Annotated in this window: 13 protein-coding genes; 1 reads left to right on the plus strand and 12 read right to left on the minus strand. The window is 68.4% G+C overall.

Features of this window, described 5'->3' with window-relative positions:
- Positions 1-6 precede the first annotated feature (6 nt).
- The gene (locus tag ABD355_RS37360; protein WP_115906118.1) at positions 7-201 is read right to left on the minus strand and encodes a hypothetical protein; all 195 of its coding nucleotides are present in this window, start codon (positions 199-201) and stop codon (positions 7-9) included.
- A gap of 176 nt (positions 202-377) precedes the next feature.
- Between ABD355_RS37360 and ABD355_RS37365 the strand changes: the two genes are divergently transcribed.
- Positions 378-2,537 (plus strand): prolyl oligopeptidase family serine peptidase, encoded by a 2,160-nt coding sequence (locus ABD355_RS37365; protein WP_344405477.1) that lies wholly within the window; start codon positions 378-380, stop codon positions 2,535-2,537.
- Positions 2,538-2,659: 122 nt separating this feature from the next.
- Here ABD355_RS37365 and ABD355_RS37370 read toward each other — a convergent pair whose 3' ends face one another.
- The 11 genes from ABD355_RS37370 to ABD355_RS37420 all read right to left on the minus strand — a co-directional run bounded on the left by ABD355_RS37370 (position 2,660) and on the right by ABD355_RS37420 (position 14,625).
- Positions 2,660-3,715 (minus strand): ABC transporter ATP-binding protein, encoded by a 1,056-nt coding sequence (locus tag ABD355_RS37370; protein ID WP_344405478.1) that lies wholly within the window; start codon positions 3,713-3,715, stop codon positions 2,660-2,662.
- Positions 3,708-4,691: an ABC transporter ATP-binding protein gene (locus tag ABD355_RS37375; RefSeq protein ID WP_344405479.1), complete on the minus strand. Its 984-nt coding sequence runs from the start codon at positions 4,689-4,691 to the stop codon at positions 3,708-3,710. Before ABD355_RS37375 ends, ABD355_RS37370 begins: the two co-directional genes overlap by 8 nt.
- Before the next feature lie 7 nt (positions 4,692-4,698).
- Positions 4,699-4,851: a hypothetical protein gene (locus tag ABD355_RS37380; protein WP_344405481.1), complete on the minus strand. Its 153-nt coding sequence runs from the start codon at positions 4,849-4,851 to the stop codon at positions 4,699-4,701.
- 7 nt (positions 4,852-4,858) lie between these two features.
- The gene (locus tag ABD355_RS37385) at positions 4,859-5,836 is read right to left on the minus strand and encodes an ABC transporter permease (protein ID WP_344405482.1); all 978 of its coding nucleotides are present in this window, start codon (positions 5,834-5,836) and stop codon (positions 4,859-4,861) included.
- A complete protein-coding gene (locus tag ABD355_RS37390) occupies positions 5,829-6,752 on the minus strand; it encodes an ABC transporter permease (protein WP_344405483.1) in 924 nt (307 codons plus the stop codon). The genes ABD355_RS37385 and ABD355_RS37390 overlap by 8 nt, the downstream gene beginning before the upstream one ends.
- Positions 6,753-6,758: 6 nt before the next feature.
- The gene (locus ABD355_RS37395) at positions 6,759-8,393 is read right to left on the minus strand and encodes a peptide ABC transporter substrate-binding protein (protein WP_344405485.1); all 1,635 of its coding nucleotides are present in this window, start codon (positions 8,391-8,393) and stop codon (positions 6,759-6,761) included.
- Between the two features lie 104 nt (positions 8,394-8,497).
- Positions 8,498-9,376, minus strand: coding sequence for a GNAT family N-acetyltransferase (locus tag ABD355_RS37400; protein ID WP_344405486.1), 879 nt, complete (start codon positions 9,374-9,376; stop codon positions 8,498-8,500).
- Between the two features lie 142 nt (positions 9,377-9,518).
- On the minus strand, positions 9,519-10,640 hold the full coding sequence (locus tag ABD355_RS37405) for an ABC transporter ATP-binding protein (protein ID WP_344405487.1): 1,122 nt from the start codon (positions 10,638-10,640) through the stop codon (positions 9,519-9,521).
- Positions 10,641-10,651: 11 nt separating this feature from the next.
- Positions 10,652-11,713: an ABC transporter ATP-binding protein gene (locus ABD355_RS37410; protein WP_344405488.1), complete on the minus strand. Its 1,062-nt coding sequence runs from the start codon at positions 11,711-11,713 to the stop codon at positions 10,652-10,654.
- 22 nt (positions 11,714-11,735) lie between these two features.
- Positions 11,736-12,716, minus strand: a complete 981-nt coding sequence (locus tag ABD355_RS37415; protein WP_344405491.1) for an ABC transporter permease — start codon at positions 12,714-12,716, stop codon at positions 11,736-11,738.
- Between the two features lie 94 nt (positions 12,717-12,810).
- Entirely contained in the window at positions 12,811-14,625 is a 1,815-nt protein-coding gene (locus ABD355_RS37420) for an ABC transporter substrate-binding protein (protein ID WP_344405492.1), read from the minus strand.
- Positions 14,626-14,705 lie beyond the last annotated feature (80 nt).

A 14,705-nucleotide genomic window follows, 5' to 3' on the forward strand; every position in this document is an offset into this window, starting at 1 on the left:
CCGGGGTCAGAACTTGATGCTGCCGATCATCCCGGCGATGTTCGTCGTCAGCTCGTGGATGGTGGGAGCGACGGTCGAGGAGGCGAGATAGAACCCGAGCAGCATGCAGACGATCGCATGCCCCGCCTTCAGTCCTGACTTCTTGATCAGAAGGAAGACGATGATCGCCAGCAGCACCACCGCCGAAATCGAGAGTGCCACGGCGGCTCACCTCCAAAGGTCCCAAGAGCGCGGGGGTCGAACTTAGGGGCCGGACAGAACCACACAACAACCAGCAGGTTCATACCCACTATGCGCTAGTGATCATAACTATCCGACCGCGCGCATCGATCGGCGCACGGCCGCACAAGGGGGCGCATGGCCAATATGGTCAGGGCATGACGACGACGTCCGACTCCTTCCCCCGCAGGCACGCCCGCACCCAGCGGTTCACCCTGGGCGCGCCGCGCGCTTTCACCGTGGCGCCCGACGGCACCCGTGTCGTGTTCCTGCGCTCCACCTCCGGTACGGACAGGGCGAGTTCCCTGTGGGTTCTCGATGTACGGGACGGCGGGGAGCGCGTGGCGGCCGACCCGCGCGCCCTGCTCGGCGGCGCCTTGGAGGAGCTTCCGCCCGAGGAGCGGGCGCGCCGCGAACGCAGCCGCGAGGGTGGCGCCGGCATCGTCGGCTACGCCACCGACGCGGCCGTGGAGTTGGCGTCTTTCGCCTTGTCAGGGCGGCTTTTCACGGCCGAACTGCGGGCCGGTACGGCACGTGAACTGCCCGCCCCCGGACCGGTGATCGACCCGCGCCCCTCCCCCGACGGCCGGCATGTCGCGTATGTCGCGCAGGGTGCGCTGCGGGTGGTGGGCGCCGAGGGCAAGGACGAACGGGCCCTCGCGGAGCCGGAGTCCGCGAACGTCACCTACGGGCTTGCCGAGTTCATCGCGGCCGAGGAGATGGGCCGCTCGCGCGGCTTCTGGTGGTCACCGGACTCGGACCGGCTGCTGGTCGCGCGCGTGGACGACACGCCGGTACGGCGCTGGTGGATCTCCGACCCGGCCCACCCGGAGCGTGAGCCACAGCACGTCGCCTACCCGGCGGCGGGCACCGACAACGCGGACGTACGGCTGTTCGTGATCGGTCTGGACGGGGCGCGCACCGAGGTCGTCTGGGACCGGGTGCGCTATCCGTATCTGGCGCATGTGCACTGGTCAGCAGCGGGCGCGCCGCTGCTGCTGGTCCAAGCGCGCGACCAGCGCAGCCAGTTGTTCCTCGCCGTGAGCCCGGAGACGGGGACGACCCGGCTGGTGCACGCGGACGAAGATCAGGTTTGGCTTGATCTTTTCCCCGGGGTGCCCTGCTGGAGCCCGTCCGGGCAGCTGGTGCGCATCGCCGACGAGGGCGGCGCGCGGGTCCTCGCGGTGGGCGAACGCCCGCTGACGGGACCGCAGTTGCACATCCGCGCGGTGCTGGACGTCTCGGACGACAACGTGTTGATCGCCGCGTCCGCCGGCGAGGAGGCCGAGGCCCCCGAGACCGGCGAGGTGCATGTCTACCGCGTCAACGAACTCGGCCTGGAGCGTGTCTCGCAGGAGCCCGGCGTGCACTCGGCGGTGCGGGCGGGGGGCGTGACGGTGCTGGTGTCCGCCGCACTGGACCGGCCGGGCGCCCGCGTGCGGGTGCTTCGCGACGGCGACCGAAGGGAGATGGGGGTCCCCCCGGCCGGAGGCTGGGGGAAGGCGGCGACCGTCGCCTCCTACGCGGAGGACCCTGGTATGACACCGCGGGTGACCCTGACCGAGGGGGGCGCACGGCGTATCCCGTGCGCCGTGCTGCTTCCCCGCGACCACGACGGCGAGACCCCGCTCCCGGTCCTCATGGATCCCTACGGCGGTCCGCACGGCCAGCGGGTGGTCGCCGCGCACAATCCGCATCTGACCTCGCAGTGGTTCGCCGACCAGGGGTTCGCGGTCGTGGTCGCCGACGGCCGCGGCACCCCGGGCCGCTCCCCGGCCTGGGAGAAGGCGGTCCGCGACGACCTCGCGGGGGCCACGGTCGAGGACCAGGTGGACGCGCTCCGGGCGCTCGCCGACCGCTTCCCCCTGGACCTGACCCGGGTCGGTATCCGCGGCTGGTCCTTCGGCGGCTATCTGGCGGCGCTCGCGGTGCTGCGCCGCCCGGACGTCTTCCACGCGGCCGTGGTGGGCGCCCCGGTCACCGATCTGCGGCTGTACGACACTCACTACCAGGAGCGCTACCTCGGCCATCCGGACGAGCAGCCGGAGGTGTACCGCCGCAACTCGCTCATCGACGACGCGGGCCTGGTGGACGCGGCCGAACCGCACCGGCCGATGATGATCATCCATGGTTTCGCCGACGACAACGTGGTGGTCGCCCACTCGCTGCGGCTGTCCTCGGCGCTGCTGGCCGCCGGCCGTCCGCACGAGGTGCTGCCGCTGTCCGGCGTCACCCACATGACCCCGCAGGAGTCGGTCGCCGAGAACCTGCTGCGGCTCCAACTCGACTTCCTGAAGCGGTCGCTGGGTCGGGCCTAGGCACGGCAACGGGCCGGGGCTACATGGCGAGCCCCGGCCCGTTTACGGCACCCGCACGGCCGTACGCTCTAGAGACTGACGCGTCCGTATATCGGAACCGGGTCGGCCAAGTTGCCTGCGTGTTACTCATCGGTCGGCACGACGCCCGGCGCGGAGCGCCTGATCGATGGAGCTTCCTCTGCGAAGTGGCAGGCCGAGTCATGGGCGGCCGGGCCGCTCACGTCCCGGAACGCCGCCGGCACCGCCAGCAGCGGCACCTCCAGCGCGCACCGCTCCTGCGCCTTCCAGCACCGCGTGCGGAAGCGGCACCCCGAGGGAATGTTCGTCGGTGACGGCACGTCTCCCGCGAGGATGATCCGCTCCCGCTGCTCCCGCGCCACCGGGTCGGGCACGGGGACGGCGGACAGCAGCGCCTGGGTGTAGGGGTGCGTCGGATGGTCGTAGATCTCGGCGTCCTTGCCGGTCTCCACGATCCGCCCGAGGTACATCACCCCGACCCGGTCCGAGATGTGCCGGACGATCGACAGGTCGTGCGCGATGAAGACGTAACTCAGCTCGAACTCGCTCTGCAGCCGGTCCATCAGATTGATGACCTGGGCCTGCACGGAGACGTCCAGCGCGGAGACCGGCTCGTCGGCGACGATGACCTCGGGGCGCAGCGCCAAGCCCCGTGCGATGCCGATGCGTTGGCGCTGGCCGCCGGAGAACTGGTGCGGATAGCGGTTGATGTACTCGGGGTTGAGCCCGACCACGTCCAGCAGCTCCTGGACCTTCTTGCGCCGGTCGCCCTTGGGCGCGACCTCAGGGTGGATCTCGTACGGCTCCCCGATGATGTCGCCCACGGTCATCCGGGGGTTGAGGGAGGTGTACGGGTCCTGGAAGACCATCTGGATGTTGCGCCGCACGGCTCGCAGGGCCTTGGCGGACAGCTTGCCGATGTCCTCGCCCTTGTAGCGGATCTCCCCCGCCGTCGGCTTCTCCAGGTTGACCAGCATCTTGGCGACCGTCGACTTGCCGCAGCCGGACTCCCCGACGATGCCGAGGGTTTCGCCGCGGGCCAGTTCGAAGTCCACGCCGTCGACGGCCTTCACCGCGCCGACCTGCTTCTTGAAGAGAATTCCCTGGGTGAGCGGATAGTGCTTGAAGAGCCCTCTGACCTGCAGAATCGACTCAGCCATTCATGCACTCCCTCCAGAAGTGGCAGGCGCTGCGGCGGTCCGGCTCTTCCCCGTTCACCTCGTACAGGGGTGGTTCGTCGGTCCGGCAGACGTCCTGGGCCATCGGGCAGCGGGGGTGGAAGGCGCAGCCCGGCGGGATGTGCATGAGGTTGGGCGGCAGGCCCTTGATGGCGTAGAGCTCCTGGCCCTTCTGGTCGAGCCGCGGGATCGACTCCAGCAGGCCCTTGGTGTACGGGTGCGCGGGCACCTTGTAGATGTCGTGCACCGGGGCCGACTCGACGATCCGGCCCGCGTACATCACGGCGATCCGGTCGGCGACGTCGGCGACCACGCCCAGGTCGTGGGTGATCAGGATGAGCCCCATGTTGTACTCGCGCTGCAGCTCGGCGAGCAGGTCCATCACCTGGGCCTGGACGGTGACGTCCAGCGCGGTCGTCGGTTCGTCGGCGATGATCAGCGCCGGCTCCAGTGCCAGCGCCATCGCGATCATGATGCGCTGGCGCATACCGCCGGAGAACTGGTGCGGGTAGTCCTTGACCCGCTCCCTGGCGGCCGGGATCCGCACCCGCTCCATCAGCTCGACGGCCTTCGCCCGCGCGTCCTTGCGCGACATGCCCCGGTGCACGACGAACATCTCGCCGAGCTGGTCGCCCACGGAGAGCACGGGGTTGAGGGAGGACAGCGCGTCCTGGAAGATCATGGCCATCTGGGCGCCGCGGACCTTCCTGCGCTCCTCCTCCTTCAGCTTCAGCAGGTCCTGGCCCTGGAAGAGGATCTCGCCGCCCGTGATCCTCCCGGGCGGCATGTCGAGGATGCCCATGACCGCCTGCGCGGTGACGGACTTCCCCGACCCGGACTCGCCGAGCACGGCGAGGGTCTCCCCCGCGTCCACGCCGTAGTCGACCCCGTTGACGGCCTTGGCGACCCCGTCCCGGGTCCGGAACTCCACGTGCAGGCCACGCACTTCGAGCAGCATGACGCCGTCACCTCAGCTTCGGGTCGAGGGCGTCGCGCATCAGGGCGTCCCGCCGGGCGGTGCAGGAACCCGGACCGTTCCGGCCCGCAGGGCGCCGGGCCGGGCGATGCTTCGCCAGGGCCCGGGACCACACCCGCAGATCACACGCTTCCAGCGCCATGACGCCGTCACCTCAGCTTCGGGTCGAGGGCGTCGCGGACCGCGTCGCCGAGCATGATGAACGCCAGTACGGTGATCGCCAGCGCCCCCGCCGGCCACAGGAGCATGTGGGGGGCGTTGCGGATGTACGGGGAGGCCGCCGAGATGTCGATGCCCCAGCTGACCGTGGGCGGCTTCAGACCGACGCCGAGGTACGACAGGGTCGCCTCCAGCGCGATGTACGTACCGAGGGCGATGGTCGACACGACGATCACCGGGGCGACGGCGTTCGGCGTGATGTGGCGCAGCAGGATGCGGGAGTCGGAGGCACCGAGCGCGCGGGCGGCCTGCACGTAGTCGTTCTGCTTGGCGGTGATGACCGAGCCGCGGGCGATGCGGTAGACCTGCGTCCAGCCGAGCAGCACGATGAACCCGATGACCGGCCAGATCGTGTTGCTGGTCACCACGGAGAGCAGGACGAGTCCGCCGAGCACGACCGGGATCGCGAAGAAGATGTCGGTGACCCGGGACATCAGCGAGTCCCAGCCCCCGCCGAAGTACCCGGCGAGCCCGCCGAGCACCGAGCCGAGCAGCGCGACACCGAGCGTGGCCAGCACGCCCACGCTGATGGAGATGCGTGTCCCGTACACCGTGCGCGTGTAGACGTCGCAGCCCTGGCCGTCGTAGCCGAAGGGGTGCCCGGGCTGGGAGCCCTCCTGGGCCTTGGCGAGGTCGCACTTGAGGGGGTTGCCGGAGGCGATCAGGGACGGCCACAGGGAGATCACGACCAGGAACAGGATCACCAGCGCCGAGACGATGAAGACCGGGTTGCGGCGCAGGTCGCGCCAGGCGTCCGACCACAGGGAGCGCGGCCTGCCCGCTGGTCCGGTCCCTGCCGGCCCGCCGGGCGTCCGCTCCAGGGTCCCCGCCTCGCTCACGGCGAGGTCCATCGCACCGCCCATGCCCGTGGAGGAGACGGCGCCCTCGGACTCGTACTGCTCAGGCATAGCGGATCCTCGGGTCGAGTACGGCGTACAGGAGGTCGACCAGCAGGTTCGCCACCAGGAAGACGAGGACGAGGACGGTCACGAAGCCGACGACCGTCTGGGTGTTCTGGCGCAGGATGCCCTGGTAGAGCTGGTAGCCGACGCCGTGGATGTTGAAGATCCGCTCGGTGACGATCGCGCCGCCCATCAGCGCGCCGATGTCGGTGCCGATGAAGGTGACCACGGGGATCAGCGAGTTGCGCAGCAGATGGCGGATGATCACCCGCTGCCGGGGCAGGCCCTTGGCGACGGCCGTGCGGACGTAGTCGGAACGCCGGTTCTCCGCGATGGAGGTCCGGGTCAGCCGGGTGACGTAGGCCAGCGAGACGGACGCGAGGACCAGGCCCGGCACGATCAGCTCGCTGAAGGTGGCGTCGGGGGAGACCGACGGTTTGATCCAGCCCCACTCGACGCCGAGGAGCAGCTGGAGCAGCAGGCCGGTCACGAAGGTGGGGACGGAGATGACCACGAGGGTGCCCAGCAGGACCGAGGTGTCCACCGGCCGGCCGCGCCGCAGGCCGGTGATCACCCCCAGCGTGATGCCGATGACGATCTCGATGAGGATCGCGACGACCGTCAGCCGGATGGTGACGGGGAACGCCGTCGACATCAGCTCGGTGACCTTCTGGCCGTTGAAGGCGGTGCCGAAGTCGCCGGTGAAGACGTTCCCCATGTAGGTCAGGTATTGCTGCCACACCGGCTTGTCGAGGCCGAACTCCCTCTTCAGCTGCGCGGCCGTGGCCGGGTCGCACTGCCGCTCACCGCACAGTCCCGCGATGGGGTCGCCCATCACGTTCACCATCAGGAAGATCAGCAGCGTGGCCCCGATGAACACCGGGATCATCTGGAGCAGACGCCGGACCACGTACCGTCCCATGCGCGGTCAGCCGACCTTGATCTCGTCGTAGACGGGAACGCTGAACGGGTTCAGCGCGACGTTCGAAAGCCGGTCGGACCAGCCCGCGCTGCCGTTCTGGTACCAGAGCGGGATGGCCGCCATGTTGTCGCGGACGACCTTCTCGGCCTTCTGGAAGAGCCCGATCGCCTTGGTGGTGTCGGTCTCGGAGTTGGCCTGGTTGACGAAGTTGTCGAAGTCCTTGTTGGACCACTTGCCGTCGTTGGAGGAGGCGTTGGTGTAGTAGAGGGGCTGCAGGAAGTTCTGGATGAGCGGGTAGTCCATCTGCCAGCCGGCCCGGAACGGCCCGGTCATCTTGTGCTGCCCGATCTGGTTGCGGAAGTCGGCAAAAGTGCCGATCGGGTTGCCCACGCAGGCCTTGTCGTTGCCGAGCGCGTTGTTGATGGAGTTGCAGACCGCGTCCACCCACTCCTTGTGGGAGCCCGTGTCCGCGTTGTACGAGATCTTGACCTGGCCGCCGGGCAGCCCGCCGCCCTCCTGGACCAGTTTCTTGGCCTCGCTCGGGTTGTACTCGCAGCTGCTCCCGCACAGCCCGTCCTGGAAGCCGCCCTTCGTGCCGAGGACCGGGGAGGTCCAGTCGGTGGCCGGGGTGCGGGTCTTCTGGAAGATCGTGTCGGTGATCTGCTTGCGGTTGATCGCCATGGACATGCCCTTGCGGACCTTCTCCGAACCGCTCTTGTTCCAGGCCGGGTCGTAGAACGGGAAGGCGAGCGTCTGGATGATGCCGGCAGGCGTGTTGAGGTACCGGTTGCCGAGGTCGTTCTTGACGTTCTTGAGCTGGGCGGCCGGGACGTCGTCCACCAGGTCGAGGTTGCCGGCCATCAGGTCGGTGTAGGCGGTGTTGTTGTCGGTGTAGACCTTGAGGTCCACGCCGCCGTTCTGCGCCTTGTCCGTGCCGGGGTATCCGTCCCACTTCCGCAGGGACATCTTCGAGCCCTTGGTGTACGACTGCACGGTGTACGGCCCGTTGCCGACCGGCTTCTTGATCCATGCGGCGTGGTCGGAGAAGAAGGCCGCGGGCAGCGGGTCGTAGGCCGCGTAGCCGAGGGTGTCCGGGAAGGTCGAGAACTTCTGCGTGAGCTTGACGGTGAAGGTCTGGGGTCCGGTGACCTTGAGGCCGGAGAGCGTGTCGGCGGTCTGCTTGCCGGTATCGGGGTGGACCTTGTCGTAGCCCTCGATGTACCCGAAGAAGTACGCGTTCTTCTGGTTGTTCTTGAGGCTGGCGCCGTAGTTCCAGGCGTCCACGAAGGACTTCGCGGTGACGGCCTCGCCGTTGCTGAACTTCCAGCCGCTCTTGACGGTGACGGTGAAGTTCTGCGAGTCCGTGGTGTCGATCTTCTCGGCGAGCATGTCCTTGGCGGCGCCGGTCTTCGGGTCGTACCGCTTCAGCCCCCGGAAGATCATGTCGAGGACCTTGCCGCCCTGCACCTCGTTGGTGTTGGCCGGCTCCAGCGGGTTCTGCGGGTCCCCCCAGGACGAGCTGAGCACCGCACTGCTGTCACCACCGCCGCCACTGCCGCCGCTGCCGCCGCCGCAGCCCGTCGCGGCGAGGGCGAGCGCCGCGGCGCCTGCGGCCCATTTGGCGTGCGTGGCTGCGGGCATGGGGGCCTCCTCGGGGATACTGTCCGTTACCGGTCAATATCGGGTCCGAGAAGGCACACCGCACTCGCACGCCACCCGTTGGGGGAACGCGCCATCCGGATGGGTCAGCTCCGTCCGCACCCGGTTCGGGAGAGGTCGTACCCGGTGAAGTCCGCGACGAGGACGTATCCGATGCGCTGGTAGAGCGCGTTGCTGGTGGGGTTGGACGGATCGGCGAACAGAACCACGTCCGTCGCGCCCGCGGCCAGCGCGGCCCTGCTCACCTCGACCGTCACCGCGCCCGCGTAACCACGGCCGCGCAGATGGGCGGGCGTGTAGACGGGGTCCACCCGGACCATGCCGGCCACCATCGGGTTGGCGCCCGCCATGGAGACGGGCGTGCCGTCCGGGGTCTCCCAGAACGTATAGCGCTTCTCGGCGAAGCGAGTGCCGGCCCAGGAAGCGGAGTCGACGGTGACGGCCTCCCCGACATCCGCCGCGAACTCACGGCACCAGCGCATCACCTGCTCATGGTCTCCCTCGCCCACGAGCCGCCCCCGGCCCGCTGGGACCGGCTCCGGCGGGGTGAGCGTGCCGAGTCGGTAGAGAAGGGCCTGCCAGTCGCGCACCGGCGCCGCGCCCGTGTGCCGTTTCCATGCCTCGGCGAAAGCCGTGGCGGTGTCGTGGTCCGAGGTGACGCCGGAGAAGGTGTGGCCGAGGCCGGCCAGGTGAGCGGCGAGCGTGTCGGCCTGCCCGGCCAAGAGGGCGGTGAGGGTCAGGCGGCCGCGCGGAGTGCGGTAGAAGACGGCCCGGACCTCACCCTCCGACTCCAGTCGGCCGAAGAGCGTGGCCTCGGCGCCGGAGGCGTCCGCGCCGCTTCTTCTCAGTTTCTCCAGCGTCGTCAGCGGCGTGTTGTGCATGACGGGGCGCGAGCGCAGGAAGGAGCCCGCTCGTGCGAGGAAGTCGTCGACGTCTTCGGTGAGTTGCCAGTCGTCCGGGCGCATGCTTCATGATCCCCGAAGTACTCGGCTTCTGAACGGGCATGCCCTTCAAGTTCTGCCCGCAGAACGAGTCAGGGGGCGGCGGGGCCTGACAGTCCCCGCCGCCCCTGAGCTCATCTCCGCGGTACGGCCGCCCGGTTGGCCGTTACTGCTCGGTGCCCTCCTCCAGCGCCGCCAGCGCCGGATCCAGCACGATGTCCTCCGCACGCCCCTCGACGGTCGGCTCCTCCGGGAAGTGGCAGGCCGTCAGGTGGCCGTCGTGGTTGCCGGAGAGCTGGATCAGCGGCGGCTCCTGGGTCGCGCACTTGTCCTGCGCCTTCCAGCAGCGGGTACGGAAACGGCACCCGGAGGGCGGAGCGATGGGCGACGGGACGTCGCCCGCCAGGCGGATGCGCTCGCGCCCGCCGGTGTCCTCGCCGCTCAGACTCACCTCGGGAACGGCGGACAGCAGGGCGTGGGTGTACGGGTGGCGGGGGCGGGTGTAGATGGAGTCGCGGTCACCGACCTCGATGATCTTGCCGAGGTACATCACCGCCACGCGCTGCGAGAAGTGCCGTACGACGGCGAGGTCGTGGGCGATGAACAGGAACGCGATGCCGAGTTCGTCCTGCACCTTCTGGAGCAGGTTCACCACCTGGGCCTGGATCGACACGTCCAGGGCCGACACCGGCTCGTCCGCGACGATCAGCTTCGGTTCGAGCGCCAACGCCCGCGCCACGCCGATGCGCTGACGCTGGCCGCCGGAGAACTCGTGCGGGAAGCGGTTGTAGTGCTCGGGGTTCAGACCGACGATCTCGAGCAGCTCACGTACGCGCTTCTCACGGCCGCCCTCGGGCTCGATGCCGTTGATCTCCATCGGTCCGGAGATGATCTTGCCGACCGTCTGCCGCGGGTTCAGCGACGAGTACGGGTCCTGGAAGATCATCTGGATCTCGGAGCGGATCGGCGCCAGCTCCTTGCGCGAGGCGTGCGTGATGTCCCGGCCGCGGTAGGAGATCTTGCCGCCGGTGGGTTCCATCAGCCGCGTGATCAGCCGACCGGTGGTCGACTTGCCGCAGCCGGACTCCCCCACCAGGCCGAAGCTCTCACCGACGTGCACGGTGAGGTCCAGACCGTCGACGGCCTGTACGGCGCCGACCGTGCGGCGGATCGGGAAGCCGCCCTTGATCGGGAAGTGCTTGGTCAGGCCGGTGACTTCGAGCAGCGGTTCCCCGCTCGGGCCGGTGCCCCCGTCGCGGGGGGCGGGAAGGACGAGGTCCTCTGTCATGACGTGTCCTCCTAGCCCAGACGGGGCTTGATCTCTTCGACGAAGATGGTGTGCTTCTGTTCCGCCGTGAGGTGGCACGCCGAGGCGCGGTCCGGGGCGAGCAGCGGGCGCTCGGTGACGCAGCGGTTGCCGCCGACCCGGTCCTGGAAGGTGCAGCGCGGGTGGAAGCGGCAGCCGGAAGGCGGCGTGAGCAACGAGGGCGGGGCGCCGGGGATCGGCGCGAGCGGGGCGGAGAGGTCGGAGTCGAGGCGCGGCATGGAGTTCAGCAGACCCCAGGTGTAGGGGTGCTGCGGCGTGCGCATCACCTCGTTCACCGTGCCGCGCTCGATCGCGCCGCCCGCGTACATCACCATGATGTCGTCGGCCATGTCGGCGATGACACCCAGGTCGTGGGTGATGAAGATGATCGCCGAGCCGAACTCCTGCTGGAGGTCCTTCAGCAGGTCCAGGATCTGGGCCTGGACCGTCACGTCCAGGGCCGTCGTCGGCTCGTCGGCGATCAGCAGGTCGGGGTCGCAGACCAGTGCCATGGCGATCATCGCGCGCTGGCGCATACCGCCGGAGAACTGGTGCGGGTACTCCTTCGCCCGCTCCTTGGGGTTGGGGATGCCGACCTTGCCGAGCATCTCGACGGCCCGGTCCCAGGCCGCCTTCTTCGAGGCACCGGTGTGCTTCATGAACGGCTCGGCGATCTGCCGGCCCACCGTGTAGTACGGCGAGAGCGCGGTCAGCGGGTCCTGGAAGATCATGGCGACCTTGTTGCCGCGCAGCTTCTCCAGCTCCGACTCCCGGGCGGTGGTGAGCTCCTTGCCCTCCAGCAGGATCTCGCCCTCGACGGTGGTGAACATCGGGTTGTGCAGGCCGAGGATCGTCAGGTTGGTGACGGACTTGCCGGAGCCCGACTCACCGACGATGCCGAGGGTCCGACCCCGCTCCAGGTCGAAGGAGAGGCCGTTGACGGCCTTCACGACTCCGTCCTCGGTCTTGAAGCTGACGTGCAGGTCCCGCACGGAGAGGAAGGTGCCCGCGTCGGCCGGCACGGGGGCGCCGGCTTCCTTGGTCAAAGTGGTCACGAGAGTGCTCCTCTTACCCGGCCTAGGACAGCCGCACGCGCGGGTCGATGAAGGCGTAGCAGGCGTCGACGATGATGTTGAACAGCAGGATCATGGCGGCGGAGAACAGCATCACGCCCAGCAGCATCGGCAGATCGCTGAACTGCACGGACTCCACGGCCAGTCGGCCGAGGCCGGCCAGTCCGAAGGTGTACTCCGTGATGATGGCGCCGCCCAGCAGCGAGCCGAGGTCGATGCCGAAGATGGTGACGATCGGGATCAGCGAGCCGCGCCAGGCGTAGCGGAAGAAGACGTACTTGCGGGACATGCCCTTGGCGCGGGCGGTGCGCACGTGCTCCTCCTGGAGCTGCTCGATCATCGCCGAGCGCGCCATACGGGTGTACTGCGAGGCGAAGATCGTGGACAGCACCACCCACGGGATGATCAACCCGGTGAACCAGGCGACCGGATCCGCGGTGAAGTCGTTGTAGACGGGCTTGTCGAAGAGGTGGGACTGGTAGACGAGGGCCGCGAGCAGCAGCGGGCCGATGAAGTAGATCTGCAGCGAACCGATCACCATCGACCCCGCGGTGACCGACTTGTCGAGCAGTGTCCCGCGCCTCCAGGCGGCGAGCATGCCGGTGCCCAGACCCACGATCAGGAAGACCACCGCGGCACCCAGGGTGAGCGAGATGGTGGTGGGCAGGCGGTCCATCATGGTCGCCCAGACCTGGTCGTTGGTGTGGTACGAGTACCCGAAGCAGGGGGCGGGGCAGGGGCCCTGGGCGAACTGGTTGCTGCCGAGGACGAGGTTCTTCAGGAAGATCCCGTACTGCTCGGGGATCGACTTGTCCAGGCCGAGCACATGGTGGATGTTCGCCAGACTGGTCGGGTTACAGGTCTTGCCGCACATCAGCAGCGCCGGATCACGAGGCATCCCGAAGAACAGCAAGAACGTCACGATGCTCAACAGGAAGAGGATGACGACGGCACCGAGGGTCCGGCGGACGAGGAAGCGCAGCATGACAGGGGCAGCTCTCTGACGTCAGCGGGCCGGGCGGTACCCGGTGCGACCGCCGCGCGAGGCGGCCGCACCGGGTACCGGTCGGACAGGGGGGTTACTTGATGAAGAGACGACGCGGGTCGATTCCGCCGAGGACGTCGTCGTAGACCAGGCCGCCGACCTTGGAGCCGGAGATCTGGACCTGCTTGTAGTAGATGGTCGGGACGGCGTTGATGACGTCCTTGGCCAGGTACTGGTCGATCTTCTCCCACGCCTCGGCCGACTTGACCGGGTCCGCGATCTTGTTCGCGGCGTCGATGTCGGCGTTGACCTTCGGGTCGTTGACATGCGAGTAGTTCGGCGAGCCGTCGGCGATCGTGCGGCCGTCGAACACCGGCGGGATCACGGTCGAGGCAGACGGCCAGTCGGCGCCCCAGGCGGAGGCGTAGATGTCGTAGTTGTTGTTGGTCTTGCCGACCTGGTCGTAGTACGTCTCGGCCGGGATGTCCTGGCGCTGCACGTTGAAGCCGGCGTTCTTCAGGGCCGCGGCGATGGCCGTGGAGTACTGCTGGCCCTCGGGCGTGTTCTGGTAGCCGTAGGTCAGCTTCAGACCGAGCTTGCCGGCCTTCTTCAGCAGCGCCTTGGCCTTGGCCGCGTCACCGCCCGGGTTCTTCTTCTTGCCCCACGGGTCGAAGCTGGCGTCGTAGCCGCTGACGGTCGGGCTGATGAAGCCGCCCGCGACCTCCGCGGCCGAGCTGCCGCCGAAGGCGCGGATGATCGGCGTGATCGGCAGGGCGTAGGCGATGGCCTCACGGACCGTCTTGTCCTGCAGCGGCGCGTGGGACATGTTGATGTTGATCTGGCCGACGTAGGGCTGGTAGCCCGCGACCGTACGGGCCTTGATCGCCGCGTTGCCGCCGAGGACCGCGCTGATGTTGCCCGCGTCCACCGAGTTGTTGAAGCTGACGCCGGTCTTGTCGGCACCGGTGTCCGCGAGGAGCGCCTTGGTGGAGCCCTCGTACTGGACGTTGAAGGTGAAGTTGAACTGGTCCACGTACTGGTTGCGGATCGGGTCCGTCTTCGGGTCCCAGTTGGTGTTCTTGACCAGCACCATCGACTTGCCGGACTTGAACGACTGGATCTTGTACGGACCGGTCGCGAGCGGCGCCTTGTCGTACTTCTGCTGCGTGTCACCCTTCTTGGACACCACCGCGTAGCCCGCCATGGCGAGGGCGTACGGCAGGTCGGGGTGCGGCTTCTGGAAGTGGAAGACGATGGTCTTGGCGTCCGGCGTCTCGAGGACGCTGTCGGGCAGGTGCTTGCCCTTGTACGGGCCGTCCGGCAGCAGCTTGCGGTAGTCGGCGGCGCTGGAGGTGTTGGCCATCCACTGCTGGAGGTACGTCGGGCCCTGGTTGATGAAGGGCGCGAACAGGCGCTCGAAGGTCTGCCGGAAGTCCGCCGAGGTGATCGGCGTACCGTCCTCGAACTTGATGCCGTCCTTGAGGGTGTACTTCCAGGTCTTGCCGCCGTCCGTGGTGGTACCGGAGTCGGTGGCCAGGTCGCCGACGACCTCGTGCTTGCTGCCGTCGTTGCTGGTGGCCTTGTAGCCGGTCAGCCCTCTGTGGAGCAGCGTGGCCAGCGAGCCCTCGTCGGAGACGTATATCTGCCCCGGGTCGAGGTGGGCGTAGGAGTCACGCTGCAGCACCTCCATGGTGCCGCCCTTCTTGGCTCCCGGGACGGCGGCGGCCGGACCCTGCGAGTCCGCCGCGTTGCCGAACTTGATGGACGCCTGCTGCCGCTTGGCGTTCTGCTGGTCCTTCTTCTCGTTGTCGCTGGCGTTGCTGCCGCCCTTGCTGCAGCCGGTGAGCACGAGTGCCCCCGCCGCGAGCACGGAGAGCGCGGCGTATGTCTGGCGTCCGCCCCTACTCATCACTGAAGTCTCCACCCATCTGTGTGTCGCCTGATGCGAAGAAATTGCTGTGCGTATCCGGGCGAGGACGCCCAAACTCT

The sequence above is a fragment of the Streptomyces longisporus genome, assembly GCF_039532765.1.
Classification (GTDB): domain Bacteria; phylum Actinomycetota; class Actinomycetes; order Streptomycetales; family Streptomycetaceae; genus Streptomyces; species Streptomyces longisporus.